Below are 25,750 nucleotides of genomic sequence, written 5' to 3' on the forward strand. Positions count from 1 at the left end.
ATGCCATGAGCGCAGGGGCCGCATCGTTTCGCGGGATGGGGCCGCCGGCCCTTGCCGCCGCACTGGTCGATGCGCGGCGGCGCACGCTGTCCCTGTTCGATGCGCTGGCGGCCGCCGGCTACGACCGGGCGGCGCACGTGCCGCGCCTGCCGATCGTCAACCCGCCACTGTGGGAACTGGGGCATGTCGCCTGGTTCGCCGAATGGTTCGTCCTGCGCGAAGCGATGGGCACCCGGCCGGGCGATGCCGCAGGCGCTTCACTGCTGGCCCAGGGCGACGCCCTGTTCGATTCTGGCGCGGTGGCGCATGCGACGCGCTGGACGCTCGACCTGCCCGCGCCCGACACGCTCAAGGCCTACTGCCGCGGCGTGCTGGACGCGATCCTCGCGCGCCTCGCGCTTGCGCCGGACGACGACGAGGCGCTCTATCCCTACCGGCTGGCGCTGGCGCATGAAGATATGCATGGCGAAGCCCTGCTCTACACCTTGCAGACACTGGACGCGGCGGCGCCGCCCGGCGAATCCGGAACGGAAGAAGCGACGACAGGAGGCGACATCGCCTTCGCGGGGGGCCGGTTCGATCGTGGCGGCGAGCAGTCGCGCGGCTTCGTGTTCGACAACGAAAGACAGGCGGCGCCATTTTTCGTCGCGCCCTTCGCGATCAGTGCCGGCCTGGTGTCGAATGCGGCCTACCTCGCCTTCATGCAGGCGGGCGGCTACCGTCACCCGGCCTATTGGAGCGAGGCCGGACACGCGTGGCTGGCGGCGCAGGGCCGCGAGGCGCCACGCTACTGGCGGCGCGCAGGAGCGGATTGGCAGGAGATGCGCTTCGGACGCCTGCAGGCGCTGGCCCCGGACGCACCGGTGCGCCACGTGACCCTGCACGAGGCCGAGGCCTGGTGCAACTGGGCCGGGCGGCGCCTGCCGCGCGAAGAAGAATGGGAGGTTGCGGCCGGGTCCGGGCATCCCGGCTTCGCCTGGGGCGGCCTGTGGGAATGGACGGCCTCGCCCTTCCTCCCCTACCCGGGCTTCGCGGCGGACCGCTACCGCGAGTACTCGGCGCCCTGGTTCGGCAGCCGCCAGACCCTGCGCGGCGCTTCCTTCGCCACCGCGCCGCGCCTGCGCTCGCCCCGGTACCGGAATTTCTTCACGCCGGAGCGCGACGACATCTTCTCCGGCTTTCGCAGCTGCGCCGCCTGAGGCGAGGAATGCTTTACCCCTTGGAAGGGGGCAGTATCGCTTGAGGGGCCATGCCAGAATGTGTCATCCCGTCGACTGCATGAGACAGTCGGCGATCAGATGAACCAGCACAATCTGGAGCCCACCATGGTCAACTACGAAACCACGATCCAACAACTGTACGTCGCCTACTTCAACCGCCCGGCGGATCCGGGCGGCCTGGCGCACTGGCAGCGCGTCATCGAAAGCCAGGGCGGAAGCCTGGACATCGTCACCGCCGCCTTTGCCTCCTCGGACGAGTACAAGAAGGCCTACGCCGGCAAGACCAACGTCGACATCGTCAACACCGTCTACCGCAACCTGTTCGGCCGCGATGGCGAGGACGACGGCGTCAAGTTCTGGGCCGGTAAGCTCACCGAAGGAAGCGTCATCATCGACGACGCCGTGACCGCCATCGCCGCCGGCGCCCAGGGCGCAGATCTGGTCGCCTTCGACAACAAGGTCAAGTATGCGACCAGCTTCACGAAAGCGCTGGACGTGCACCCCGAGCAGGCTGCCTACAATGGCGACGAGGCACTCGCCTACGCCAAGGCGCTGACCACCGCCGTGACCACCAACGACACGCTCGCCACCGCCACCGCCAACCTGGAAGCCGCGACCGCCGGCTTTGTCGCGGCGAGCCGCGCGCCGATCGTGTTCACCCTGAGCGCCAACGCGGACGCCGGCGTCGCCTTCAAGGGCGGCGGCGGCAACGACACTTTCAACGCGACCGCCGCGAGCTTCTCGGCCGGCGACAGCATCCACGGCGGCGGTGGCAGGAACACCCTATCGATCGACGACGACGGCAGCGCGATGGCAGGCGCCGTACCGGGCCAGGTCTCGGTCACCAATATCCAGCAGGTCAACATCGCCACCAAAGGCGGTGTCGGCAATGCGGGCGCCTATGACATGTCGGGCTTCGCCGGCCTCGAGCAGGTGAACATCGCCGCCGGCGGCGCCGTCAACGTGAAGGTCGTCGATACGGTCGCCATCGACATCAAGACGAACGCCGGCGCCGTCACCACCCAGGGCGGCCGCGCCGTCGCCGTGGATGGCAACACGGGCGTCGCCACCCTGAACGGCAATGCCTTGATCTCGGTCAGCCTGGCCAACACCAACCAGCACGCGGTCATCAACAACGCCACCGCGGACCACGAACTGAACCTGCGCGTCAGCGAAGTCGGCAATCGCGCGACGATCACGGATGCCAACGCCAAGACCGTCAACCTGCAGGTCGGCGCCGTGCAGGGCGGTGTCGGCTCGAACATCAACCTGGCGGCCGCCAAGGCCACGGCCCTCAACATCGACAACGCCGCCAACTTCGAACTCGTCACCACTGCGCTGGCGGCGGACGACAAGCTGGCCAGCCTAAGCCTGAAGGGCGCGGGTGCCTTCAAGACCGACGCCACGGGCATCGCATCGCTGAAGACCTTCGACGCTTCGCAGTCCAGCGGCGCCAACACCGTCAGCCTGGCCACCACTGCTGGCCTGACGGTCAAAGGCGGATCCGGCATGGACCTCGTCTCGATGCTCGGCGCACTGGCGGGCAACGCGACCGTCAACCTTGGCGCCGGCAACGACCGTTACGACTTCACCCAGGCGGCGCTGGCCGGCGCGAAAGTCGACGGCGGCGCCGGCATCGACACCGTCGTGATGAACGACTCCGCCCTCATTGGCGCGGGCAGCCCGGTCTACAGCAACTTCGAGGTCCTCGATTTCTCGAGCGGCAAAGGCGTGTATGACCTCGACAAGGTCGGCAGCGTCACCACCCTGCACACCCATGCACGTCTGCGTGGACCGGTCGAATTCACCAACGGCCGCGCCGACTCGCGCATCGAGATGGTCAGCCAGGACGTCAACCACGACCTGACCGGCGCGCCGGCGGACAACTTCGTCATCGGCGCCAACATCAAGTTCATCCTGAAGGATGCTTCCGGCAGCAACGACAAGCTGACCATCAGCATGAGCGCGAACGATGCGAATGCCGACAACCGCGCCAATGGCCTGGTCAAGGCCAACAACTTCGAAACCAGCGGCATCGAGACGATCACCCTGCATTCGACCGTCAACAAGACGGAGCACGACAGTCCGGCCACCGGCAGCAATGAAGCCAAGGCCCCGTCGGACTACCTGAACAGCTTCGGCTTCCTGGACGCCCAGGGCAGCAAGACGGTGCTCGTGACGGGCGACGCGAGCCTGGACATGGTTAGCATCTACTCCGACACCCTCGAGATCTTCGACGCCTCGGCTTCCAGCGGCGACGTCAACTTCGACGGCGTGGTCCGCAGCGCAGCCGCCGCCGGCAAGGGGCTGAACTACCTCGGCAGCCAGGGCACGGATTACTACACCGCGACCGCGGCCGGCGGCGTCTTCCAGGGCAACGGCGGCGAGAAGGATTATGTGATCCTGAACCGCGACAAGGTGGTGAAGGACACCATCGTGTTCACCAAGGCCAGCGATTCGCAGCTGGTCTGGGCCAGCCAGGGCAGCAAGCAAGTCAACGACTACGATGTGATCAACAACTTCCAGGTCGGCACGGACAAGATCGACCTGTCCGCCCTGCACCTGGCGGCCGGCGCCAACCGTGACGGTTTCGCCAAGTTCAAGGTGGCGTCGAACACCGACCACATCCTGCAGTCGACGATCAAGGACGGCGCCGACGTCTTCAACGACAACGGCGTGGACCGCTCCATCGCCTTCGCCATGTACGGCGAAGACGATGGCTGGATGCTGGTCGACGTCAATGGCGACGGCAACTACACGAGCGGCACCGACATGGCCTTCGCCATGTACGGCAACACCTCCATGCCGGGGGTCGCCGACTTCATCTTCTGATCCACCACTCCACCATGGCCCTGTCGCACGCGCGGCAGGGCCATGTGCGTTTCACGCTTTCTTCGGGCGGTAGACGGCGCACAGCTTGTTGCCGTCCGGGTCGCGCACATAGGCCAGATGCATCGCACCCAGGCTGCCTTCGCGCAGTCCGGGCGGCTCCTCGCAGGTGGTCCCGCCATGGGCGAGCGCGACGTCGTGGAACTGCTGGACCTGCTCGGGCGAGCCGCACTTGAAACCGATGGTGCCGCCATTGGCATGGCAGGCAGCTTCGCCGTTGATCGGCTCGGACACGCAGAATGCGGCGCCGTCGTGGCGGTAGAACAGGCGGGCATGCCCGCTCGGGGCGGTGTTCTCGAAAGGCGCCCCTGCGCCCAGCACGCCGAGTACGGCGTCGTAGAAGCGCTTCGAGCGTGCGATATCGTTCGTTCCGACCATGACGTGATTGAACATTCCTGTCTTCCTCCTGGATGAATATTGGTGATTGCCGGCGACATGCCGCCGACAGTCTACATGCTCAGGCCTGGCGCTTGATGATCCCCGCGCTCATCGCGATGACGAGGCCCGACAGGGACAGCATGCCCAGCGCCACCATGACGCTGGAGTGCGCAGCGATATAGCCCAGCACCGGGGGCGCCATCAGGAGTCCCCCGTAGCCCAGGGTCGCCACCGCCGCCACGCCGGCGCCGGCGCCCATGCCGGGGATGCGCGAGGCCGCGCCGAACAGCAGCGGCACCACATTGGCCGCGCCGATGCCGATCAGGGCGAAGCCGCAGGCCGACAGCAGGAAGTGGGTGCTCAGCACCGCGGTGGCCAGGCCCACGAACATCGCGAGGCCCCCCAGCACCATGACGCGCATGGGGCCGAAGCGCAGGATCAGGCGGTCGCCCGCGAAACGGCAGGCCGCCATCGCGATCGAGAAGGCGGAATAGGCAAGCGCCGCGCTGGCCGGCTCGGCGCCGGTGCGCTCGCGCATGAGCAGGGCGCTCCAGTCGACCAGCGCGCCCTCGACCGCGAAGCAGAGCAGGGCCAGCAGGCCCAGGCCCAGCGCCGCCCCGCGCGGCAGGGCGAAATGGCTGGCGGCGCCATGGGTCGGCGCGAAGTACATCACGCGCGGCGCGGCAAACGCCAGCGCGATGGCGGTGGCGATCGCCGCCGCCAGGGCGCCCTGCCCGTCGCCCCAGCCCTGGCCGATCACGAAGCCGCCCAGCGCCGCGCCCAGCAGCCCGCCGAGGCTGAAGAAACCGTGGAAGGAAGACATGGTCGGGATGCCGCGCGCCGTCTCGACTTCGCTGGCATTGGCGTTCATGGCCACGTCCAGCGCGCCGTTGCCGACGCCGAAGAGGAAGGCCGCCACGAACAGCAGGGCCAGGTCGTTCAGCCCCATCAGGATGCCCAGCATGGTGGTGAAGAGGACGCCCGAGACGAGCGTCATGCGGCGCGTGCCCCAGCGCGCCGTGAAGCCGCCCATCAGCGGCATGGCCAGCAGGGCGCCGGCCGCGATGGTGAGCAGCACCATGGACAGGGTCGCGGTATCGATGCCGAGCCGCGCCTGCACGACCGGCACGTGCGCGGCCCACAGGCCGATGCCGGCGCCGTTGAGCAGGAAAATGGTGGAGATGGCCCAGCGCGCCTGGGAAAGAGAAGGGGTCGTCATGGACGGGCCTTTGCTGCAAGTTGGATGTCGAGACCCGGGTGCGACGTGCGCAGGCGGGCGATGGTGTCTGGCGGTGCGTCGGCTTCCAGCACCAGGTGGTCGAGTTCGGCCAGCCGGCCGAACAGGAAGGAAGCCTTGTCGAACAGGCGTTCGTTAAGCAGCGCCGCCGCGCGCCGCGTGCTGCCGGCGAGCATGGCGGCCTTGATGGTCGCCTCTTCGGCGTCCTCGGTGGCCAGGCCCCGCTCGGGGTCGAGCGCGCAGATGCCGATGATGCACAGGTCGGCGCGCAGCTGCTGGAGTTCGGCCAGGGTCCAGGCGCCCATCACCGCGCCTTGGGCAGCGTGATAGGTCCCGCCCAGCAGCACCACGCGGGTGCGGCGGAAGTCGCCCAGCGCCAGCGCCACCTGCGGACTGTTGGTGACCACGGTGGCGGCCTGGCCGTCCTCCAGCAGGCGCGCCAGCGCCAGGTTGGTGGAACCGGCGTCGATCAGCACCGTGTCCCCTGGCCGCACGCAGTCGCGCAGCATCTTGGCCAGCGCGTTCTTGCGCGGCAGCTCGGCTTCCATGCGCTCGCCGAAGCTCGGGGCCGCGCCGCGCCGCACCGCGCCGCCGTGCACGCGGCGCAGCAGGCCGGCGGCATCGAGGTCGCGCAGGTCGCGCCGGATCGTGTCTTCGGACGTGTGAAGGCGCTGGGCCAGCTCGGCGGCCAGGACCCGGCCCTCCTGCTCGATCGCCTCGACGATCGCCTGGCGCCTTTCTTCGACTAACTGCATGAACCCTCCTGATGAATGCACGCCACTGTACTGAAACACGCACAAACATGCAAGTTTACGCAGAAACACGAAGAATCACCCGACAATTCGGCTGCCATGCATACAACGGTGACAACATTTCACATAGGCGAGGACATAATTAGTTGCTAAACTTCATGAACTTAAGTAAGAGAAATATCATGGACAAGTCCGCCGCCATCCTCATCGTCGACGATTACCTCCTGATCCGCACCCACGTGCGCCAGGTGCTGGCCGAACTCGGTTTCCTGAACGTGTTCCAGGCCGATAACGGCAAGACCGCGCAGGACCTCATGCGCAAGCAGCAGATCGACATCGTCGTGGGCGACTGGGGCATGCCGGTGATGAGCGGGATCGACCTGCTCAAGTGGATGCGTGCGGACCACCGCTACGGCAACACGCCTTTCATGATGCTCACCGCCGAGGCGAACCCGCAATCGGTGCGCACCGCGCTGCAGGCCGGCGTGAACGCCTACATGATCAAGCCCTTCACGGTGCACAGTTTCGCCAGCAAATTCATGAACATGCTGGGCGTGACCCTCGAGACGGCGCCGAGCCCCTTCGCCCGGCCCGCCACGCCGGCCCAACGGCCTGCCGCCCCGGCCGCGCCGGCGCCGCGCGCTCCTGCCCCGGCACCCGCGCCGGCGCCTGCCGCCGCGCCGGCCCTGCTGCCGGAATCGAACGTCATCGGTCTGGATGCGCCGATCGGCGAGCGCGTGAAGAAGTCGACGGTGCTGATCGTGGATGACATCCCGACCAATATCGAGGTGCTGGCCGGGGTGCTGAAGGACGAATACGCGATCAAGGTCGCGATCAGCGGCAAGAAGGCCCTGGAGATCGCGGACGCCTTCCACATCGACCTGATCCTGCTCGACATCATGATGCCGACCATGGACGGCTTCGAGACCTGCCGCCAGCTGAAGGCCAATCCGAAGACGGCCCACATTCCGATCATCTTCCTGTCCGCGCGCGACGGCACCGAGGACGTGGTGGCCGGGCTGCGCCTGGGCGCGGTCGACTACGTGTCCAAGCCGGCCGACCCGACCATCCTGAAGGCGCGCCTGTCGGCCCACCTGCTGCTGGCCACGGCCATGCAGGACATCAAGCGCCAGAACGAACTGCTGATCGAGAACGCGCGCCTGCGCGAGGACGTCGAGCGCATCACCCGCCACGACCTGAAAAGCCCGATCGCGGTCGCCCTGCACGGCAGCCAGGCCCTGCTCGTCGGCCCGCTCACCGAGGCCCAGCGCGAGCAGGCCCACATGATCGAGACCGCGGCCGAGAACGCGCTCGAGATGATCAACCGCACCCTCGACGTCTACAAGATGGAGCAGGGCACCTACCAGGCGGCCCTGCAGATGTTCGACCTGGGCGAGATGCTGGGGCGTGTGTGCCAGCATGCCGCCATCGCCTGCGGCAGTTCGGACGTGACGGTGCAGTACGAGGCGCCGGACGACGTGGTGTGCCTGGGCGAACCGCTGCTGTGCTACTCGATGTTCAACAACGTGCTGAAGAATGCCATCGAGGCGTCGCCGCCGGGCGGCCGTGTCAGCGTCTACATCGCGCCGGGCTACGGCAACCTGCACGTCATGATCGACAACGCGGGCGAGGTGCCGCCGGCGGCGCGCGCCCACTTCTTCGAAAAATACGCAGCCTCAAGCAAGATCGGCGGCAACGGCCTCGGCACCTATTCGATCCGCCTGATGGCCGAGGTCCAGGGCGGCAGCGTGAGCATGGACACGGGCCACGGCCGCACCCGCCTGACGATCACCCTGCCCTGCCCCTGACCGGGATTGCCGGTTTCCCGCAATTCGGATACCGGATCCCGCAGTTCGCGTCATGGCGTCCCCTTCCCGTTCGCCCACGGGCGACAATCCGCGCATGAACACACCGCCCCTCGATAAACCGCGCCACAGCCTGATGTGGCGGATCTACATCACCGTCTGGCTGGCCTACGCCGTCTTCCTGGCCGTCGCCGACCAGCTGGACAACGTCGCCGACGGCCGCTTCGATGCCGGCAGGTTCGCGCTGACCATCGCCAGCCTGCTGCCTTCCGCCGTGCTGCTGGCCATGGTCTGGCCCCTGACCGGCTGGCTCGAAGGACGGGACTGGCGCATGCCCAGGGTCCTCACCGTCCACGTCGTGGCGGCGTCGGCTTTCGCCATCGTCGCACAAGGCCCCTTCTGGACCTTCTTCAAGGCCGGCAAGCCGCTCAGCTGGTACATCTGGCCGCTGCTCTACCACGCCATGACCTACCTGCTCGCCGCCGGCATCTTCCACCTGATCCGCGCCGGCGACCGGGCGCACCGCCAGGCGCTGGCGATGAAGGAGGCGCAGAACCTCGTGATCGCCGCCGAACTGAGCGCACTGCGCAACAGGCTCAATCCCCACTTCCTGTTCAACACCCTGCACTCGATCATCGCCCTCACCCAGCGCAACCCGGCTGCCGCGCAAGCCGCGCTGTTCCAGTTTTCCGACATGCTGCGCTACGTGCTCGACACGGAACGCAATGGCAGCGACCGCGTGACCCTCGATGCCGAACTGGATTTCGTGCGCGACTACCTGGAGCTGGAACAGCTGCGCCTGGGCGCGCGCCTGCGCGTCGAATGGGACCTCGACGAAGACGCCGGCGACCACCCACTGCCGGCGCTGTCGCTGCAGCCGCTGGTGGAGAACAGCATCAAGCACGCCTTCAACCCGCACAGCCGGCCGGGCGTGCTGCGCATCCGTACCCGCCGCGATGCCGATGGCGCGCTCACCATGACGGTGCGCGACAGCGGTCCCGGCGCCGACCCGGCAGCGATCGCGGCCTCGCCCGGCCTGGGCCTGCGCACCATCGAACGGCGCCTGCAGCTGGACTACGGCAGCCGCGCCGCCCTGCGCGTGGAAAGCGCGGCAGGGATTGGCTTCTGCGTGTCGGTCACCATCCCGGCCATCCGTGAGGAGCTCGCCGCATGACCATGAAGACCGTTTTCTTCGCCGAGGACGAACCGCTGGCGCGCGACGTGCTGCGCGACGCCATCTATGCCCATCCCGGCCTGCGCCTGGTGGGCGAAGCGGCGGACGGCGCCGGCGCCCTGGCCCACATCACGCGCCTGCGGCCCGACGTGGTGTTCATGGACATCCAGATGCCGGAGATGACGGGCCTGGAGGTGCTGCGCCGGCTCGACTACCTGCCGCAAATCGTCTTCACCACGGCCTACGACCAGTACGCGGTCACGGCCTTCGAACTGCACGCGGTGGACTACCTGCTGAAACCCTTCACCCAGGCGCGCTTCGCGGCGGCGGTGGCGCGGCTGCTCGACGGATCCGTCCATGCGCGCGACACCCTGGACAGCGCCCTGTCGCATGCCTCGGCTGCGCCGGCGCGCCTGGAGCGCATCCTGGTGCGCGACCGCGGCCGCATCTTCCCGCTGGCGACAAGCGAGATCGAGTACATGAAAGCGGATTCGAAGTACACGGTGATCGTGGCGCGCGGCCAGACCTTCCTGGTCCGCATCGGCATCTCGGAACTCGAGGCCCAGCTCGACCCGGCGCGCTTCGTGCGCATCCACCGCTCGGCCCTGGTCAATCTCGACTTCGTCGAGTCGATGCGTGCGGACGAGCAGTCGCAGCTGCAGATCCACATGCGCGACGGCGCGGTGCTGGGGGCGAACCGGGACGCGTCGAAGATCCTGCGCGACATGGCGATCTAAGTACTAGAGCGGCCGTTCGGCCCTGCTGTCCGCGAAGGAGCGCGGCACCGCCCCGATCTGCTGCAGCACGCCCAGGCGGTCCGCCTGCAGCCAGGCCCGTACGATCTGGCCGTTGCGGATCTGGTAGATCACATTGCCTTCCTGGCGCACCTCGCTGCTGCTGGGCGGCAGGCCGACGAACCAGCCCGCGTGGTTGGCGCGGAAGGTCCAGCGCAGCGCCACCCGGTCGCCTTCCCCGAACAGGTCATGGATCTGGAACCGCACGCCGGGAAAACCGGTCAGCACGGCCTCGATGGTGGCGCGGAATTCGCGCGGACCGTGCTCGCCGCGCGGGCCGATGAAATCCGGCGCCACCAGGGTGTCGATGCGGTCCAGGTCCCGCATGTTGATGCATTCCTCGTACAGGGTGCGAACCAGCTGCTTGTTGAATTCGACGGTGCTCAGGCCACTATTCACGACTTCCTCCATGTGCTTGCATTAAGGTGGAGACGAGTGTAAAACCTCAACTTAACTTGAGGTCAAGAGGAAAATCATGGCGAAGATCGACCCGGCCGACATCAAACGGCCGCTCACGGTGGGCGAGGTGGCGCAGCGCAGCGGCGTGGCCGTTTCGGCCCTGCACTTCTACGAATCCAAGGGCCTGATCCGCAGCGTGAGGAGCAGCGGCGGGCAGCGCCGCTACGGCCGCGACGTGCTGCGCCGGGTGGCGGTGATCAAGGTGGCCCAGCGCATCGGCATTTCGCTGGCCTCGATCAGCGCCGCCCTGGCTTCGCTGCCGGACGAACGCACGCCCACCGCCGAGGACTGGGCGCGCATGTCGCGCCTGTGGCGTGCGGAACTCGACGAACGCATCACCCAGCTCACCCGCCTGCGCGACGAACTCGATGGTTGCATTGGCTGCGGCTGCCTGTCGATGAAGGTGTGCAAGCTGCGCAATCCCCTCGACGAATTGTCCGATCAGGGCAGCGGGCCGCAGCTGTTGTAGACTTGGCAGATCCGCCAGCCAGGAGCCGCCATGTCCCTTGTCGTCTACGGTCACCCCTTCTCTTCCTACACCCAGAAGCTGCTCGTCGCGCTATACGAGAACGAGACGCCCTTCGACTTCCGCTGCCTCGGTCCCGACACGCCGGACTACGTGGCCGACTGGCTGAAGCACTGGCCGCTCGCGAAGTTCCCCATGTTGCAGGACGGCGAGCGCCGCCTGGTCGAGACCAGCATCATCATCGAGTACCTGGAATTAGCCCATCCCGGGAAGGTAGCCCTGCTGCCGGAGGACCCGATGGCGGCGCTCGAGGTGCGCTTCCTCGACCGCTTCTTCGACCTGCACGTGATGGCGCCGATGCAGGCGGCGGTGGCGGGCGCCCTGACGGGCGATCCGGTCAAGCGCGAGGAAGGGCTGGCGCAGTCCGCGCAGCTGCTCGAGCGCGCCTACGGCTGGCTGGAAGGCCACTTGGCACGCAAGACCTGGGCGGCGGGCGAGGACTTCACGCTCGCCGACTGCGCGGCGGCGCCCTCGCTGTTCTACGCGGACTGGGTGCACCGGATCTCCAGCCAGTATCCATGCCTGGCCGCCTACCGCGCGCGCCTGCTGGCCCGGCCGTCCTTCGCCCGGGCGGTGGAGGAAGCGCGGCCCTACCGGCCCCTCTTCCCCCTGGGCGCCCCCGACCGCGACTGAAGGAGAACCCATGGATTGCGTCGGCCCCTTTTACCACGGCACCCGTGCCGACCTGCGGCCGGGCGACCTGATCGTACCCGGCTACACCTCGAACTTCGGCGAGCGCAGGAAGGCCAACCACGTCTACTTTTCCGCCACGCTGGAAGCGGCGACCTGGGGCGCCGAGCTGGCGGCCGGTATTGGCCCCGGCAGGATCTACATCGTGGAACCGCTCGGCGACTTCGTCGACGATCCCAACCTGACCGACAAGAAGTTCCCCGGCAACCCGACCAGATCCTATCGCTCGCGCGAGGCCCTGCGCGTGGTCGGCGAGGTGAAGGACTGGGGCGGGCACGCGCCCGAGGCCCTGCAGGCCATGCGGGACGGCCTTGCGCGGCTCAGGGAACAGGGCCTCGACGTGATCGACGACTGAGGCCGCGCACCTAGCTTACCTGGATCCAGGTCGTCTTCAGTTCCGTATACTTGTCGAACGCGTGAAGCGACTTGTCGCGCCCGTTGCCCGACTGCTTGTAGCCGCCGAAGGGCACCGTGATGTCGTCGTTGTCGTACTGGTTCACGTGCACGGTGCCGGCGCGTAAAGAGCGCGAGGTGCGGATCGCCTTGCCCATGTCGGCGGTCCAGACGGCGGCGGCGAGGCCGTAGGGCGTGGCGTTGGCCTGGCGGATGGCCTCGTCGAGGTCCGTGAACGACAGCACCGACAGCACCGGCCCGAAGATCTCTTCGCGCGCGATGCGCATGCCGGCATCGACGCCGTCGAACAGGGTCGGCTCGACGTACAGGCCGCCGCTGTCCTGCCTGGCCGCCCTGCCGCCCGCGAGCAGGCGTGCGCCCTCCCGCTTGCCGTCCTCGATGTAGCCGAGCACCGTCTTCATCTGGATCGGGTCGACGATGGCGCCCATCACGGTGTCCGGGTCCAGCGGATCGCCGGGAGAATAGTGCGGCACAAGGGCCATGGCCTGTTCGATGAAAGCGTCCTTGATCGACGCTTCCACGAACAGGCGCGAAGGCGCGTTGCAGCTCTCGCCCTGGTTGAAGTAGATCGACCCGATCGCGCTCGCCACGGCGGCGTCGAGGTCCGGGCAGTCGGCGCAGACGATGTTGGCCGACTTGCCGCCCAGTTCCGTCCAGGCGCGCTTGAGATTCGACTGGCCGGCCATCTGCACGATCTGCTTGCCCACGCGGGTCGAGCCGGTGAAGGCGATGCAGTCGACGTCCATGTGCAGGGCGAGCGCGCTCCCCGCTTCGTTCCCGTAACCCGGCAGTACGTTGAACACGCCGGGCGGCACGCCGGCCTCCAGTGCCAGCTCGGCCAGGCGCAGCGACGTCAACGGGGCTTTCTCGGAAGGCTTGAGGACCAGGCTGTTGCCGGCGGCGAGCGCCGGGCCGATCTTCCAGGCCGCCATCAGCATCGGGTAGTTCCAGGGGATGACGGCGGCCACCACGCCCACCGGTTCGCGCGTGATCAGGGCCAGGCTGTCCTCGGGCGTGGGCGCCACCTGGTCGTAGAGCTTGTCGATCGCCTCGCCATACCAGCGGATGCAGTTCTGCGCCAGCTGCACGTCCACGCTCAGGCTGTAGCGGATGGGTTTGCCCATGTCGAGGGTTTCCAGCAGCGCCAGCTCGTCCCGGTGCGCCAGCATCAGGTCGGCGAAGCGGACCAGGATCTTCTTGCGTTCGGCCGGCGCCTTGCCGGCCCAGCGCCGGTCGTCGAACGCCGCGCGGGCGGCGCGCACCGCGGCGTCGGCATCCGCGCCGTCGCAGCGGGCCACCTCGGCCAGCTTGCGGCCGTCGACCGGGGACAGGCAGTCGAAACGGCCGCCCGAGCGCGCCGCGACCCGGGCGCCATCGATGAAGGCGCGGCCGTCCGGCCGCAGGGTGTCTGCTCGTTCATGCCACAGGGATGTCGTCATGGTCTTCTCCGCTGCCTGCTGTCGAGGCAATCTTAACGCTTCCTTGAACCAGGGAGAACACTATCGCTTGCATAGCAACAATCAATTTCTTTAATCATATGCATGAGCAATAGAATAAATCTCTCGAATAATACAAATCGATAGATATCTCTTATGAAAGCTCTGCATCTTCCTTCCGGCCGCATGGTCGCCTGCAGCCTGACCCTGGCGGTCGGACTCATGGCCATGATCAACGGCGCCAAGGCCCAACTCACCAAGGACAACGGGGCCCCCGTGGGCGACAACCAGAACAGCCAGACCGCCGGCCCGAACGGCCCGGTGCTGCTGCAGGACGTGCACCTGGTGCAGAAGCTGCAGCGTTTCGACCGCGAACGCATCCCGGAACGCGTGGTGCACGCGCGCGGCACGGGCGCCCATGGCAGCTTCACCGCCACCGAAGACCTGGGCGAACTCACCCAGGCCAGGCTGTTCAGCAAGGGTAAGGTCACACCGGTATTCGTGCGCTTCTCGACCGTCATCGGCGGCGCCGGTTCGGCCGAGACCGCGCGCGACCCGCGCGGCTTCGCCACCAAGTTCTACACCGAAGAAGGCAACTGGGACCTGGTCGGCAACAACCTGCCGATCTTCTTCATCCGCGATGCGATCAAGTTCCCGGACATGATTCATTCGCTCAAGCCGGACCCGGTGACCAATACCGGCAACCCGCAACGCGCCTTCGACTTCTTCTCGCACATTCCCGAGGCGACGCACATGCTGACCCGTGTCTACTCGAACTGGGGCGTGCCGGCCAACTACCGCGAGATGAACGGCAGCAGCGTCCATGCCTACAAGTTCGTGAACGCCAAGGGGGCGACCACCTACGTCAAGTTCGCCTGGAAGTCGCGCCAGGGCGAGCGCAACCTGCGCCCGGCCGAGATTGGCGCCGTGCAGGCGAAGAGCACCAGCCATGCGACCGCCGACCTGTATGAGGCGATCGGCAAGGGCCGGTTCCCGGCCTGGGACCTGACCATCCAGACGCTCAAGCCGGAAGACCTGGACAAGTTCGACTTCGATCCCCTCGATGCGACCAAGGTCTGGACCGGGGTACCGGAGCGCACGATCGGCACCATGGTGCTGAACCGCGTGCCGGACAACTTCTTCGAATCGACCGAGCAGGTCGCGCTGGCCCCGGGTAATGTGGTGCCGGGCATCGAGCCGTCGGAGGACCGCATGCTGCAAGGCCGCCTGTTCTCGTACAACGACACCCAGATCCACCGCGTGGGCACCAACTACCAGGCCCTGCCGATCAACCGTCCCCTGGTCCCGGTCAGGAACCACCAGCAGGACGGCGCCGCCAGCATCAGCGGCCGCACCGGTTCGGTGAACTACGAGCCGAGCCGCCTGGCGCCGCTCCCGGCCAGCCCGCATGCCCGCGCCAGCGCCCTGCCGCTGCGCGGCGCGACCCAGCAGCAAGGCATTGCGAAAACCCTGAACTTCCGCCAGGCGGGCGAGTTCTACCGCTCCCTGGGCAAGCAGGACCAGGATGACCTGATCGCCAACCTGTCGGGCGACCTGAAACGGGTGGGCAACAAGGAAATCCTGCACACCATGCTCTCGCACTTCTGGAAAGCGGACGCCGGCTATGGCCTGCGCCTCGTGAAGGCGGTCGGCGCCGATCCCGACACCATCGCCGGGCTGGCGGCCGCGCTGAAGGAATAAGCGCCGCCCTCCCCGCCCACCGGCCCGCCATGGCTCCATGGCGGGCTTTTTCCATTCTTGTCCCTCCGAACAACATCCCGGATAAAAGCGGACAAAGTTGATCCAAGAGGCAGAATCTGCCTTTATAATCGCGGATTTTCCGCCCGATAATTTTCCTCCCCCGGAGCCCGCACCGCATGAACACCACTCTGATCGTTTTCGTCGCGCTTTACCTGCTCGGCACGCTGGGACTCGGGATGTGGGCGGGCACGCGTATCAAGAACACCAGCGACTTCGCCGTGGCCGGCCGCAGCCTGCCCCTGATCATGGTGATCACCACGACGTTTGCGACCTGGTTCGGCGCCGAGACCGTGATGGGCGTGCCGGCCAAGTTCGTGCAGGGCGGCCTGAATGCGATCATCGAAGACCCCTTCGGCGCCGGCTCCTGCCTGATCCTGGTGGGCCTGTTCTTCGCCACCAAACTGTATAAACTCAATCTGCTCACCATTGGCGACTACTACCGCCAGCGCTACGGCAAGGGCATCGAGGTGTTCTGCTCGGTGGCCATCATCCTGAGCTACCTGGGCTGGGTGGCGGCGCAGATCACGGCGCTGGGCCTGGTGTTCACGGTGCTGACGGGTGGCGCGATGGCGCCGGCCACCGGCATGGTCATCGGCACCCTGGCGGTGCTGATCTATGTGGTCGTGGGCGGCTTCCTGGCCGTGGCGATCACCGACTTCATCCAGATGATCGTGCTGGTGGTCGGCATGACCATCATCGCCTTCTTCGCCGCCGATCTCGCCGGCGGTCCGGACAAGGTGCTGGCCATGGCCCAGCAGGCCGACCTGTGGCGCGTGCTGCCGGAGCCGAGCTTCACCGACATCGCCTTCTTCGTCGGCGCGGCCATCACCATGATGTTCGGCTCGATCCCGCAGCAGGACGTGTTCCAGCGCGTGATGTCGGCCAAGGACGCCCCGACCGCGCGCACCGGCGCCGTGATCGTCGGCGCCAGCTACATCCTGTTCGCCTTCGTGCCGATGTTCATCGTCGCCGCGGCCGTGGTGGTGATGGGCGATTCGGCCATGGACATCGCCAAGAACGACTACCAGCGCCTGCTGCCGACCTTCATCATGACCAAGATGCCGCTGATCATGCAGATCCTGTTCTTCGGCGCCCTGCTCTCGGCCATCAAGAGCACCTCCTCGGCCACCCTGCTGGCGCCGTCGACCAGCTTTGTCGAGAACATCCTCAAGAACCTGCGCCCGGGCATGAGCGACAGGCAGCTGCTGCTGGCCATGCGCATCACCATCGTGGTCTTCGCCGCGCTGGTGCTGATGTATGCGATCGCGATGGAAGGCACCTCGATCTACGAACTGGTGTCGAGCGCCTACCAGGTCACGCTCGTGGGCGCCTTCGTGCCCCTGGTGATGGGCCTGTACTGGAAGCGCGCGACCACGCAAGGCGCCATCCTGTCGATCGGCGCGGGCATCCTGGTGTGGCTGCTGTTCTTCCCGCAGATTACCAGCTGGGGCGATGCCTTCCCGGGCCAGCTGGCCGGCCTGCTGGCGGCCTTCGCCGGCATGTTCGTCGGTTCGCTGGCGCCGCAGGTGCTGAAGAACCGCAGCGAACCGGCGAAGCACATCGTCACGGCCGAAGCCTGACCCCTATCTGTTCCAGCAATGGGTCCCCTGGCAAGGGCCCATCTGTCACGCTCGACTTTCACGTGCATCAAGCCTCGTTCTTCTATGTCCTGTAAAGCGAGCAATCGTTAAGCGTACGCAATTTACACAGTGCGCATACCGATAACCTTCAGCCGTTCACATCATCTCAGGATGGAATATGGCTACCGCAGAAGCAGCAGTAGAGAATCGAATCGCATTCGAACATGCCATCGATGCTTTGGAGGCTCAAGTAGCGAACCTCGGTGCGCATGTGACGATCGACTCCAGCGCAAGACTCGCATACAGCCGCGAGATCAAGAAGATGGCAGATCAGCTTCGCCAGGAGGCGACAGCAGGCCGCATTACCTGGACAGAGGCTGCGAAGCAAGCGCAAGAAACACGTAACATCGTCATGGAAATCGTACGGTCGCGCAGCACGCCAGTCGGACGTGCTTTGGCGCAGCGCCTGAAGGCGCAAGGCTACTCCTTGAATCATCTGATCGCTGCTCAGACAAAGCGTCTTCACGGCGAGCGCGCGATCTTCTCCCGCCTATCCGCCTCCCAGAAAAACAGCGTTTATGCCGCAATCGTGACGTCTGCGGGAAAGTCCAACCCAACGATTACCAGAGCAATGTCACGTCTTTCCTATGCCGGCAGGGGTCTCCTGTTCCTGTCGCTCGGCCTTTCCGTGTACAGTGTCGCGACATCGCAGAACAAGGCAGCAACGGCAGTGAAGGAACTGGCGGTAACCGGTGCGGGGATCGGTGGAGGGATTGCCGGGGGCGCCCTGGCTGGTCTTGCATGTGGTCCTGGAGCCCCCGTCTGCGTGACCGTAGGCGCCTTCGTCGGTGGCGCGTTGAGTGCTTTTGGCGTGAGCTTTATCTGATAGTGAGCACTTGCAACCGTGAAACTCCTCTCACCCTCCGACGTATCGCTTCAATTGACGAGCGCCTGGTCCGAACACGCGCTCGCCCAAAGCGAGATCCTGGTCGACGGCAGGCCGACCGGGCGCATCGTGACTGGAGAAGTTCTTGAGGCTGCGGTGCAGTGGAAAGACTGCTGCCTCCTGTTCATCAGAGACGATATCGCTTTCGAGGACAGTTTGCGTCTCTATCTGTTCGACGCCAACTGGGAACTTGTCGACTCGGCAAGCCTGGGCGGCATGTACACGACCGGCGCGTTTTCCGAGCTCGAACTGGTAGCGCCGAATACCATGCGCTTCCAGTTCATCGGAGGAATCACCTGGGAGCTCGAGATCCTGGACTGCGGCGTCGCATCACTACCCTTCTCCGACCCCAAAGGCGTCAGCCGGCCATTCGGTTTCGTGAAGCGCTTCAGGCTCAAGGGGCGCCCTCTGCCCGAGACCAGGTAGAGATTCACGCACGCTGGCTTGTTACGCCATCCACCCCCGCGCCGCCACCTCTTCCAGCGTCAGGTCCAGGCAGTAGCCGATCCGGTCCACCATCTCGTCGATCTGCGCCACGCTGATCGACAGGGGCGGCGCCACGATCATGCGGTCGCCGACCGCGCGCATGATCACGCCGTTGTCGAACATGTGCTTCCGGCACAGCATCCCCACCGCCTGGGTCGAAGGGAAGGCTTCGCAGTCGTGCGCCGTCTGTCCCTTGCGCCGCACCAGGTTCAGCCCCGCGGCGAGGCCGCAGGTTTCGGCATGCCCGACCAGCGGATGTGCGGTGAGCGAGGCGAAGCGCGCCTTCAGGTGCGGCCCGGTCTCCAGCGCCACGCGTTCCACCAGGCGCTCGGCCTGCAGGATGCGGATGTTCTCCAGCGCCGCCGCGCAGGCGGCCGGGTGGCCGGAATAGGTGAAGCCGTGGTTGAAGTCCCCGCCCTTATCGATCAAGGTATGCGCCACCCTTGAGCCAACCAGCACGCCGCCCAGCGGCACGTAGCCCGAGGTGACGCCCTTGGCGAAGGCGATCAGGTCCGGTTCGAAACCCATCAGCTGGCAGCCGAACCAGGTGCCCAGGCGGCCGAAGCCGCAGATCACCTCGTCCGACACCAGCAGGATGTCGTACTTGTCGCAGATGCGCTGGATCTCGGGCCAGTAGGTGGCGGGCGGGATAATGACGCCGCCCGCGCCCTGCACCGGCTCGCCGATGAAGGCGGCGACCCGGTCCGGGCCGACTTCGAGGATCTTCTCTTCCAGCCAGCCGGCTGCGTGCAGGCCGAATTCGGCCTCGCTCATGCCGCGCCCTTCCTCGGCGTAGTTGGGCTGGCCGATGTGGACAATGCCGGGGATCGGCAGCCCGCCCTGCGCGTGCATGCCGGCCATGCCGCCCAGCGAGGCCCCTGCGAGGGTGGAGCCGTGGTAGGCGTTGCGGCGGCTGATGATGACGTCGCGTCCGGGCTTGCCGGCCAGCTGCCAGTAGCGCCGCACCATGCGGACGATGGTGTCGTTGGCTTCCGAGCCGCTGCCGGTGAAGAAGACGTGCTGGCACTGGGGCGGCGCGATCTGCGCCAGCAGGGCCGCCAGCTTCACGGCCGGCACATTGGTGGTGTTGAAGAAGCTGTTGTAGAAGGGCAGCTGCAGCAGCTGCGCATGGACGGCGTCGGCGATGCTGGCGCGGCCATAGCCGGCGTTCACGCACCACAGGCCGGCCATGCCGTCGATGATCTTCTTGCCGTCCGAATCCCAGAGGTAGACGTCGTCGGCGCGCACGATCACGCGCGCGCCGCGTTCCCTCAGCGCGGCGTGGTCGGTGAAGGGATGCAGGTAGTGTGCGCTATCGAGCTGCTGCAGGGCCTGCGTGTCATAGGCTTCCTGCGCCTCGGGCGCAGTCACGCGCAGCGAGGCCACGGGGGTATTGGTGGTCATGATTGGCTCCCATTTTTCTCTGGACCCAATCGATCACACGTGGAGAAGCAGGTGTTCCCGCTCCCACGGACTGATGACGCGCATGAACTCCTGGTGCTCGAGGTCCTTCACCGCAGAGTACACGTCGATGAAACGCTCGCCCAGGACATCGCGCAAGCGGTCTTCGCGCCGCAGCAGGGTGATGGCCTCGGACAGGCCCTGGGGCAGCTCGACCGGCATGTCGTAGGCGCTGTCTTCCACCATGGCGCTCGGTTCGACCCCTTCCGTCATGCCGAGGTAGCCGCAGGCCAGCGTGACCGCCAGCGCCAGGTAGGGGTTGGCGTCGGCGCCGATCACGCGGTTCTCGATGCGGCGGTCCTGGGCCCCCGACACCGGCACGCGGAAGCCCACCGTGCGGTTGTCCTGGCCCCACTGGAGGTTGATTGGCGCGGCCGAGTGGCGCACGATGCGGCGGTAGGAATTCACGTAGGGCGCGATGATGGCCATCGCCGACGGCATGTAGCGCTGCAGGCCGCCGATGTAGTGGCGGAAGGCCGGCGCCGCGGTGCCGTCCGGGTTGCTGAAGATGTTCTTGCCGGTCTGTGCATCGACCACGCTCTGGTGCACGTGCATCGCCGAACCGGGTTCGTCGGCCATGGGCTTGGCCATGAAGGTGGCGTACATCTCGTGCTTCAGCGCCGCTTCGCGCAGCGTGCGCTTGAAGTAGAAGACCTTGTCGGCCAGGCCCAGCGGGTCGCCGTGCAGGAAGTTGATTTCCATCTGGCCGGCGCCGATCTCGTGGATGAGGGTGTCGACGTCGAGGTTCATCATCTCGCAGTAGTCGTAGATGTCCTCGAACAGCGGGTCGAATTCGTTGACGGCGTCGATGCTGTAGACCTGGCGGCTGGTCTCGGCGCGGCCGCTGCGGCCGACCGGGGACGAGAGCGGCAGGTTCGGGTCGATGTTCTTGGCCGTCAGGTAGAACTCGAGCTCGGGCGCCACCACCGGCTTCCAGCCCTTCTTCGCATACAGCCCCAGCACGCGGCGCAGCACGCTGCGCGGCGCGAAGTCGACCAGCTCGCCGTTGGCGAAGTAGCAGTCGTGGATGACTTGCGCGGTGGGGTCGACGGCCCAGGGCACCATGGTGATGGTGGTGGGGTCGGCCTTCAGGATCATGTCGCGGTCGGTGGCCGCGATGGCGCGGTTATAGGAGTCGTCGCGCTCCGGGGTGTTGCCGGTGACGGTCATGCCCAGCACCACTTCGGGGATGCGCATGCCGCGGTCTTCGGTGAACTTGATGCGAGGGAGGATCTTGCCACGTGCCACCCCGGTCAGGTCGGGGACCAGGCATTCGATTTCGGTGACCCGTTTCGCGTTGAGCCACTCCTCCATGTCGGTGTAAGAAAAATTGTCGCGGATTGCCATGATTGCCTCTTCTAGCTGTTGTGGATACGACGCGCACGGCGGCGGCCTGCCGGGTGCGCTCTTCACATCAGGCAGGGAAGCTAGGGGACGGCGCTGGTGGCCCACAGGAGGCCGGCCATCCGGTTGACAAACACGGTCATGCGGAACTCCTTGACTGCTCGCGCAGCTGCTCGAGCTGCTGCGCCCGTTTCTGCGCCTGGCGTTCGCGGCAGGCATCGCCGAAGGCGCCGAACATCTTCATCGAATAAGGGTTGTGCTGGATGCGCCACTCGGGATGCCACTGCACCGCCAGCGTGAAGCCCGGCGCGGTGGACACCGAGAATGCTTCGACCAGGCCGTCCTCCGCTACTGCTTCGACGCTCAAGCCGGGGGCGAGTTCGTTCACCCCCTGGCCGTGCAGGGAGTTCACGGGGATCTCGGACTGGCCCAGCATGCGCTCCAGGCAGCCGCCGGGCGTGAGGGTGACGTTGTGGGCGTCGCCGTACTGCTCGTCCATGCCGAGCTCGGGATTCTCGCGGTGGTCGAACTTGCCGGCCACGGTCTGCACCGCCTGGTGCAGGCTGCCGCCCAGGGCCACGTTCATTTCCTGGAAGCCGCGGCAGATCGCGATGATCGGGATGCCGCGCTTGACCGCTTCGCGGATCAGGGGCAGCGTGGTCTGGTCACGCGCCGGGTCCTGGGGCAGGCTGGGGTCGAGCACTTCCTCGGAGTAGTAGCTGGGGTGCACGTTCGACGCCGAGCCGGTCAGCATGATGCCGTCGCACAGCTGCAGCATGGTTTCCAGGTCGAGCGACGCGCCCAGGGAGGGCAGGATCATGGGAGCGCAATCGGCGCCGAGGACGACGGCGTCGACATACTTGTGCTGGGCAGCGTGATAAGGATGTTCGCCGAAATCACGCGTGCATGCGGGGACGATGACGATGGGGCGCATGTCTCTACCTTGTCGTGAAGCGCACGAAACCATGATACGACCATTCCGGTCCGGGCGCGAGTGGCTATTGATTAAGATCAACAGTGTCGTGGTGACGTGGCGCGGGAGGAGCGCATCCTGCTGATCTGCCAGGGAACAGAGGTTCCATAGCAAAAGCTTAACGGTATCTCCGCGAGCATGCCAACACGGCTGGCGGCGCGGCGGCATGAAATTTCCTTTCAGAAACTGCCAGTCGATGAAATTTTATTTCACAGCAGCAAACGAAAAGCGGCGGCTCTTCCTTTCGTCCCTGTCGCGAAAGTTGACAACACTTCCCCACAATACTTGCGCGCGTCGGGCCAAGTCCTTGAATCCATGGACAAACCCAGCTCAGGCATGCCGCTTGCTTAGAAGCTGACAACTTCCCGCGACATGAGGAAGATCCACCAAGAGGGAGCATCCATGAAAGCACTCAAACGCACGCTGGCCGCTGCCGCACTGGCTTTCGGCATCTGCGGCAGCGCCTCGGCCGAGCTGATCACGCACACGGTTAATCCGCTGATCGATCTCAACATCAATTCCTACGTGTCGATCAGCTACCTGCATGACCTGCGCGATGAGGGCCTGCCGGGGCCGGTCATCAATTCGGCATCGCTTGCGATCTACCTGTACGACCTCACCGACCTGACGCGCGCGCATGGCGAGACGGTGACCTTCCGTTTCGACGGCGCCGTCGGCGGCACGACCTCGAACGTGACGCTCTGGGGCCAGGACTACACCTTCGGGCTCGACACCTCGGTGCTGGACGACGGCATGCTGTGGGTGACGCTGAGCGTTGGCTGCGACCGGCGCCTGTTCGGCGTCTGCATCTCTCCACAGGACGTGATGTTCGCCCGTTCCACCCTCACCGTCGACGTCACGCGTGAAGCGGACGTGCCGGAGCCGGCCACCCTCCTGAGCCTGGGCGCCGGCCTGCTCGGCCTGGCTGCCCTGCGGCGGCGCCGCCCCGCCTGAGGCATCACTGCGCCAGCGCCGCCAGCGCGGCATCGGGCATGCGGTCGCCATTCCGTAGCAATCTGTTACAGCTGTGCAGTACACCGTCTCCAGGGGCATTGCGTTATGGAAGGAAAGCCGGGTGCGCGTCGCGCCCGCGCGCTGCCTCTCATGGAGAAACGATGAAACCCCTGCTCGCCGCCCTCGCCCTGCTGGCATCGATCAACCACGCTGCCGCCGGCGAGATCTCGCTGTTCACGGATGCGGACTACCGCGGCCGTCCGCTGACGCTGCGCGAACCGGTCATGAACCTGGACAGGATCGGGTTCAATGACCGCGCGTCCTCGGCCATCGTTCGTTCGGGCACCTGGGAGATCTGCGAGCACAAGGATTTCGGCGGCCGCTGCATCGTGCTGGGGCCGGGCGAATACCGGATGTTCGACGGGTTCAACGACCAGGCTTCGTCGGTGCGTGAACTGGAGCGCGGTCGCGGACGCGATGGATACCGCGACCGGGACCGGCGCCATGACGATGGCGGGTGGGGCCGGCGCGGTCCGCCGGTCGAGCTGTTCGCCGATCGCCGTTTCGGCGGCGAGGGCATCATGCTGGCAAGTGATGTGCACTCCCTGCGTTCACGCAATTTCAACGATCGCGCGGGCTCGATGATCGTCCGCGAAGGCGAATGGCAAGTCTGCGAGCATGACGACTACCGCGGGCGCTGTGTCGTCTACGGGCCGGGCCGCCATCCGCTCCCGCGCGGGCTGGACGGCATGGTGTCATCGGTGCGCAGGGTGCGCTGATACCGGCCCCGCGACGCCTCACTCCTCCATGTGCGGCTTCAGCGCGGCCAGCGCCGCCGCCAGGACGGTGTCGCCGCCGCCGCGCAGGTCCTTCACGCGTGGCGCGGCCTTGATGTCCGGCTGGATACCATGGCCGACCCAGGCGCGGCCGTCGGGGAAGGTATCGGCCTTGGTGCAGATGCGCGCGACGCCGCCGCCCGGCAGCGAGATGAACAGGGGCTGGCCGGTGCTGCCGCCCGTGGCCTCGCCCACGATCGGGCCGCGCTTCATCGATGCGAAAGCCACCGTGAAATCCTCGGCCGCCGAGTAGGTGCCGCTTGATGTCAGCAGCGCGACCGGGCCGGTATAGTGGCGCGCCCCATCTGGCGCCCATGGCTTGTGCGGCTTGTTCAGGTCCGGCATGGCGCGGTTCCAGGCGCGATAGGTCGGCACGTACTGGCGGGTCGACCAGCGCCCGGTCTCGAAGGGCTTGTCGGTGAGCGTGGCCAGCACCTTGTAGCCGACGTCGGAATTGCCGCCGCCATTGTTGCGCACATCGATGATCACGGCGCTGCTTTCCTTGATCTGCTCGAAGGCGGCCAGCCAGGCGTCCGCCGCACGCCTGTCGCCGAAGCTGTTCAGCGCCACATGGGCCACATTGCCCGGCAGCTTGCGCAGCTCGAAAGGCGGCGTTTGCGGCAGCGTTTTCGCATACGTCTCGGGATCGACCCGGCGCACCTCGAGCGCGACGGTCTTGCCGTTCGCCAGGCGGAACAGGACGGTCGGCGCCTTGTCCAGGCGGCCGGACAGGAAGGAATAGCCGTAGGCGCGGCGCACCATGTCCTGCGGCGTCGAGGCGCTGATGACGGGCACCAGCTCGCGCTCCACGTAGGCGATCACGGGCTCGCCATCGACTTCGAGGATCTCGGCGCCGGGCGCGATGCCCTTGGCCAGCAAGGCCGGATCCTGCACCGCGCGCACCAGCACCTTGCCCTCGACCAGCTGGGTCTGCAGCAGCGGACGCGCCATCGTGGTGCGGCGCAGTTCCTCCCCCGGGTAGACGTTGGTGTGGCCGTCCTGCAGTTTCGCGCACAGCTCCATCAGCACGCGGTAGTACTCGGCGGTCGACGTGGTGGCGCGCACCTTCGGAATGGTCTCGAGATACAGCCGGTCCCAGTCGATCTCCCTGAGCTTGTCCACGTAGACGAAGTTGTACTTCACCTCGGACCAGAACTTCGACAGGCCGGCGACCTTCTCGTCCTCGCCCAGGTTCTCGCGGTAGGGCGAGGCCAGCGCCGGCGAATCGAAGAGGCGCGCATCGAAGGCCTGCTTCTCTTTCGCCTCGGCGACGAGGGGCGCCCACCGCGCGTCCCGGCGCAGCACCGCCAGATCGCCGTCGCGCTCCATGTGCTCGACGTTCCTGTAGCCGCCCTCGACGGCCAGCAGCAGGGCGCGGAAAGCCTGCTCGACGTCGCCCGCCAGCGCATGCGAGCAGGCGGCGTTGTACTGCAGGGCGGCGTTCGGTTCGCGCTGCCAGGCCTGCTGGTAGAGCGCGGCCGACTGCGCGTACTGCTTCGCCTCGTAGGCGCGCTGGCCCTGGGCTTCGAGTTCTTGCGCGGCCTGGGCGAAACAGGCGTTCGAGAAGGCCGCGAAGAGCGCGGCGGCGAGGATGCTGCGTGCCATGGAAACTCCCTTGTTCTTGGATGGGTGCGA

At 66.5% G+C, this 25,750-nt stretch carries 23 protein-coding genes; 14 read left to right on the forward strand and 9 right to left on the reverse strand.

Annotated elements, in window-relative coordinates:
- Positions 1-5: 5 nt before the first annotated feature.
- Positions 6-1,199 carry a selenoneine synthase SenA gene (gene senA / locus NX780_RS06390; RefSeq protein ID WP_258827012.1) on the forward strand — a complete coding sequence of 398 codons (1,194 nt, stop codon included), beginning with the start codon at positions 6-8 and terminating at the stop codon, positions 1,197-1,199.
- 99 nt (positions 1,200-1,298) lie between these two features.
- The gene (locus NX780_RS06395) at positions 1,299-4,052 is read left to right on the forward strand and encodes a DUF4214 domain-containing protein (RefSeq protein ID WP_258827013.1); all 2,754 of its coding nucleotides are present in this window, start codon (positions 1,299-1,301) and stop codon (positions 4,050-4,052) included.
- A gap of 51 nt (positions 4,053-4,103) precedes the next feature.
- Here the strand turns inward: NX780_RS06395 and NX780_RS06400 are convergent, their stop codons facing one another.
- From NX780_RS06400 to NX780_RS06410, 3 genes are all read right to left on the reverse strand, one after another.
- Complete coding sequence (locus NX780_RS06400; protein ID WP_258827014.1) at positions 4,104-4,502, reverse strand: VOC family protein; 399 nt, start codon at positions 4,500-4,502, stop codon at positions 4,104-4,106.
- A 64-nt stretch (positions 4,503-4,566) separates the two neighbouring features.
- The gene (locus NX780_RS06405; protein ID WP_258827015.1) at positions 4,567-5,706 is read right to left on the reverse strand and encodes an MFS transporter; all 1,140 of its coding nucleotides are present in this window, start codon (positions 5,704-5,706) and stop codon (positions 4,567-4,569) included.
- Positions 5,703-6,479, reverse strand: a complete 777-nt coding sequence (locus NX780_RS06410; RefSeq protein WP_258827016.1) for a DeoR/GlpR family DNA-binding transcription regulator — start codon at positions 6,477-6,479, stop codon at positions 5,703-5,705. Before NX780_RS06410 ends, NX780_RS06405 begins: the two co-directional genes overlap by 4 nt.
- A 179-nt stretch (positions 6,480-6,658) precedes the next feature.
- On the opposite strand from NX780_RS06410, the gene NX780_RS06415 reads away from it, so the two are divergent.
- Genes NX780_RS06415 through NX780_RS06425 form a run of 3 tightly spaced genes read left to right on the forward strand, consistent with a single transcriptional unit; the run spans position 6,659 to position 10,192 of the window.
- Positions 6,659-8,284, forward strand: coding sequence for a response regulator (locus tag NX780_RS06415; RefSeq protein WP_258827017.1), 1,626 nt, complete (start codon positions 6,659-6,661; stop codon positions 8,282-8,284).
- Between the two features lie 52 nt (positions 8,285-8,336).
- Positions 8,337-9,455 (forward strand): sensor histidine kinase, encoded by a 1,119-nt coding sequence (locus NX780_RS06420; RefSeq protein ID WP_258827018.1) that lies wholly within the window; start codon positions 8,337-8,339, stop codon positions 9,453-9,455.
- Entirely contained in the window at positions 9,452-10,192 is a 741-nt protein-coding gene (locus tag NX780_RS06425) for a LytR/AlgR family response regulator transcription factor (protein ID WP_258827019.1), read from the forward strand. The genes NX780_RS06420 and NX780_RS06425 overlap by 4 nt, the downstream gene beginning before the upstream one ends.
- A 3-nt stretch (positions 10,193-10,195) precedes the next feature.
- Here the strand turns inward: NX780_RS06425 and NX780_RS06430 are convergent, their stop codons facing one another.
- The gene (locus NX780_RS06430) at positions 10,196-10,648 is read right to left on the reverse strand and encodes an ester cyclase (protein ID WP_258827020.1); all 453 of its coding nucleotides are present in this window, start codon (positions 10,646-10,648) and stop codon (positions 10,196-10,198) included.
- Positions 10,649-10,724: 76 nt separating this feature from the next.
- Between NX780_RS06430 and soxR the strand changes: the two genes are divergently transcribed.
- Genes soxR through arr form a run of 3 tightly spaced genes read left to right on the forward strand, consistent with a single transcriptional unit; the run spans position 10,725 to position 12,279 of the window.
- Positions 10,725-11,177, forward strand: a complete 453-nt coding sequence (soxR, locus tag NX780_RS06435; protein ID WP_258827021.1) for a redox-sensitive transcriptional activator SoxR — start codon at positions 10,725-10,727, stop codon at positions 11,175-11,177.
- Positions 11,178-11,207: 30 nt separating this feature from the next.
- Positions 11,208-11,867: a glutathione S-transferase family protein gene (locus tag NX780_RS06440; protein ID WP_258827022.1), complete on the forward strand. Its 660-nt coding sequence runs from the start codon at positions 11,208-11,210 to the stop codon at positions 11,865-11,867.
- A gap of 10 nt (positions 11,868-11,877) precedes the next feature.
- A complete protein-coding gene (gene arr / locus NX780_RS06445; RefSeq protein WP_258827023.1) occupies positions 11,878-12,279 on the forward strand; it encodes an NAD(+)--rifampin ADP-ribosyltransferase in 402 nt (133 codons plus the stop codon).
- 10 nt (positions 12,280-12,289) lie between these two features.
- Here arr and NX780_RS06450 read toward each other — a convergent pair whose 3' ends face one another.
- Entirely contained in the window at positions 12,290-13,777 is a 1,488-nt protein-coding gene (locus NX780_RS06450) for an aldehyde dehydrogenase (protein ID WP_258827024.1), read from the reverse strand.
- A gap of 153 nt (positions 13,778-13,930) precedes the next feature.
- Between NX780_RS06450 and NX780_RS06455 the strand changes: the two genes are divergently transcribed.
- The 4 genes from NX780_RS06455 to NX780_RS06470 all read left to right on the forward strand — a co-directional run bounded on the left by NX780_RS06455 (position 13,931) and on the right by NX780_RS06470 (position 18,487).
- Complete coding sequence (locus NX780_RS06455) at positions 13,931-15,475, forward strand: catalase (RefSeq protein ID WP_258827025.1); 1,545 nt, start codon at positions 13,931-13,933, stop codon at positions 15,473-15,475.
- A gap of 176 nt (positions 15,476-15,651) precedes the next feature.
- Positions 15,652-17,115 (forward strand): high affinity choline transporter 1, encoded by a 1,464-nt coding sequence (locus NX780_RS06460; protein ID WP_258827026.1) that lies wholly within the window; start codon positions 15,652-15,654, stop codon positions 17,113-17,115.
- 178 nt (positions 17,116-17,293) lie between these two features.
- Positions 17,294-18,001: a hypothetical protein gene (locus NX780_RS06465; protein WP_258827027.1), complete on the forward strand. Its 708-nt coding sequence runs from the start codon at positions 17,294-17,296 to the stop codon at positions 17,999-18,001.
- An 18-nt stretch (positions 18,002-18,019) separates the two neighbouring features.
- Positions 18,020-18,487, forward strand: coding sequence for a hypothetical protein (locus tag NX780_RS06470; protein ID WP_258827028.1), 468 nt, complete (start codon positions 18,020-18,022; stop codon positions 18,485-18,487).
- A gap of 21 nt (positions 18,488-18,508) precedes the next feature.
- On the opposite strand, the gene NX780_RS06475 is transcribed toward NX780_RS06470, so the two are convergent.
- The 3 genes from NX780_RS06475 to NX780_RS06485 all read right to left on the reverse strand — a co-directional run bounded on the left by NX780_RS06475 (position 18,509) and on the right by NX780_RS06485 (position 22,286).
- Complete coding sequence (locus NX780_RS06475; RefSeq protein ID WP_258827029.1) at positions 18,509-19,951, reverse strand: aspartate aminotransferase family protein; 1,443 nt, start codon at positions 19,949-19,951, stop codon at positions 18,509-18,511.
- Positions 19,952-19,984: 33 nt separating this feature from the next.
- Positions 19,985-21,355, reverse strand: coding sequence for a glutamine synthetase family protein (locus tag NX780_RS06480; RefSeq protein ID WP_258827030.1), 1,371 nt, complete (start codon positions 21,353-21,355; stop codon positions 19,985-19,987).
- Positions 21,356-21,491: 136 nt separating this feature from the next.
- On the reverse strand, positions 21,492-22,286 hold the full coding sequence (locus tag NX780_RS06485) for a gamma-glutamyl-gamma-aminobutyrate hydrolase family protein (RefSeq protein ID WP_258827031.1): 795 nt from the start codon (positions 22,284-22,286) through the stop codon (positions 21,492-21,494).
- 441 nt (positions 22,287-22,727) lie between these two features.
- Here NX780_RS06485 and NX780_RS06490 point away from each other — a divergent pair, with 441 nt between their 5' ends.
- Both NX780_RS06490 and NX780_RS06495 read left to right on the forward strand, forming a co-directional pair.
- Positions 22,728-23,279 carry a PEP-CTERM sorting domain-containing protein gene (locus NX780_RS06490; RefSeq protein ID WP_258827032.1) on the forward strand — a complete coding sequence of 184 codons (552 nt, stop codon included), beginning with the start codon at positions 22,728-22,730 and terminating at the stop codon, positions 23,277-23,279.
- 161 nt (positions 23,280-23,440) lie between these two features.
- Positions 23,441-24,058, forward strand: coding sequence for a beta/gamma crystallin family protein (locus NX780_RS06495; RefSeq protein WP_258827033.1), 618 nt, complete (start codon positions 23,441-23,443; stop codon positions 24,056-24,058).
- A gap of 18 nt (positions 24,059-24,076) precedes the next feature.
- On the opposite strand, the gene NX780_RS06500 is transcribed toward NX780_RS06495, so the two are convergent.
- Positions 24,077-25,720: a S41 family peptidase gene (locus NX780_RS06500; protein WP_258827034.1), complete on the reverse strand. Its 1,644-nt coding sequence runs from the start codon at positions 25,718-25,720 to the stop codon at positions 24,077-24,079.
- Positions 25,721-25,750: the final 30 nt, after the last annotated feature.

Origin of the sequence: Massilia agri (assembly GCF_024753255.1) — a bacterium.
In the GTDB taxonomy this organism is placed as follows: Bacteria; Pseudomonadota; Gammaproteobacteria; order Burkholderiales; family Burkholderiaceae_D; genus Telluria; species Telluria agri.

Coding starts and splice junctions, on each gene's coding strand:
- senA (WP_258827012.1), top strand. CDS start 6: ATGAGCGCAGGGGCCGCATCGTTTCGCGGGATGGGGCCGCCGGCCCTT.
- NX780_RS06395 (WP_258827013.1), top strand. CDS start 1,299: ATGAACCAGCACAATCTGGAGCCCACCATGGTCAACTACGAAACCACG.
- NX780_RS06400 (WP_258827014.1), bottom strand. CDS start 4,502: ATGTTCAATCACGTCATGGTCGGAACGAACGATATCGCACGCTCGAAG.
- NX780_RS06405 (WP_258827015.1), bottom strand. CDS start 5,706: ATGACGACCCCTTCTCTTTCCCAGGCGCGCTGGGCCATCTCCACCATT.
- NX780_RS06410 (WP_258827016.1), bottom strand. CDS start 6,479: ATGCAGTTAGTCGAAGAAAGGCGCCAGGCGATCGTCGAGGCGATCGAG.
- NX780_RS06415 (WP_258827017.1), top strand. CDS start 6,659: ATGGACAAGTCCGCCGCCATCCTCATCGTCGACGATTACCTCCTGATC.
- NX780_RS06420 (WP_258827018.1), top strand. CDS start 8,337: ATGGCGTCCCCTTCCCGTTCGCCCACGGGCGACAATCCGCGCATGAAC.
- NX780_RS06425 (WP_258827019.1), top strand. CDS start 9,452: ATGACCATGAAGACCGTTTTCTTCGCCGAGGACGAACCGCTGGCGCGC.
- soxR (WP_258827021.1), top strand. CDS start 10,725: ATGGCGAAGATCGACCCGGCCGACATCAAACGGCCGCTCACGGTGGGC.
- NX780_RS06440 (WP_258827022.1), top strand. CDS start 11,208: ATGTCCCTTGTCGTCTACGGTCACCCCTTCTCTTCCTACACCCAGAAG.
- arr (WP_258827023.1), top strand. CDS start 11,878: ATGGATTGCGTCGGCCCCTTTTACCACGGCACCCGTGCCGACCTGCGG.
- NX780_RS06450 (WP_258827024.1), bottom strand. CDS start 13,777: ATGACGACATCCCTGTGGCATGAACGAGCAGACACCCTGCGGCCGGAC.
- NX780_RS06455 (WP_258827025.1), top strand. CDS start 13,931: ATGAAAGCTCTGCATCTTCCTTCCGGCCGCATGGTCGCCTGCAGCCTG.
- NX780_RS06460 (WP_258827026.1), top strand. CDS start 15,652: ATGAACACCACTCTGATCGTTTTCGTCGCGCTTTACCTGCTCGGCACG.
- NX780_RS06465 (WP_258827027.1), top strand. CDS start 17,294: ATGGCTACCGCAGAAGCAGCAGTAGAGAATCGAATCGCATTCGAACAT.
- NX780_RS06475 (WP_258827029.1), bottom strand. CDS start 19,951: ATGACCACCAATACCCCCGTGGCCTCGCTGCGCGTGACTGCGCCCGAG.
- NX780_RS06480 (WP_258827030.1), bottom strand. CDS start 21,355: ATGGCAATCCGCGACAATTTTTCTTACACCGACATGGAGGAGTGGCTC.
- NX780_RS06485 (WP_258827031.1), bottom strand. CDS start 22,286: ATGCGCCCCATCGTCATCGTCCCCGCATGCACGCGTGATTTCGGCGAA.
- NX780_RS06490 (WP_258827032.1), top strand. CDS start 22,728: ATGAAAGCACTCAAACGCACGCTGGCCGCTGCCGCACTGGCTTTCGGC.
- NX780_RS06495 (WP_258827033.1), top strand. CDS start 23,441: ATGAAACCCCTGCTCGCCGCCCTCGCCCTGCTGGCATCGATCAACCAC.
- NX780_RS06500 (WP_258827034.1), bottom strand. CDS start 25,720: ATGGCACGCAGCATCCTCGCCGCCGCGCTCTTCGCGGCCTTCTCGAAC.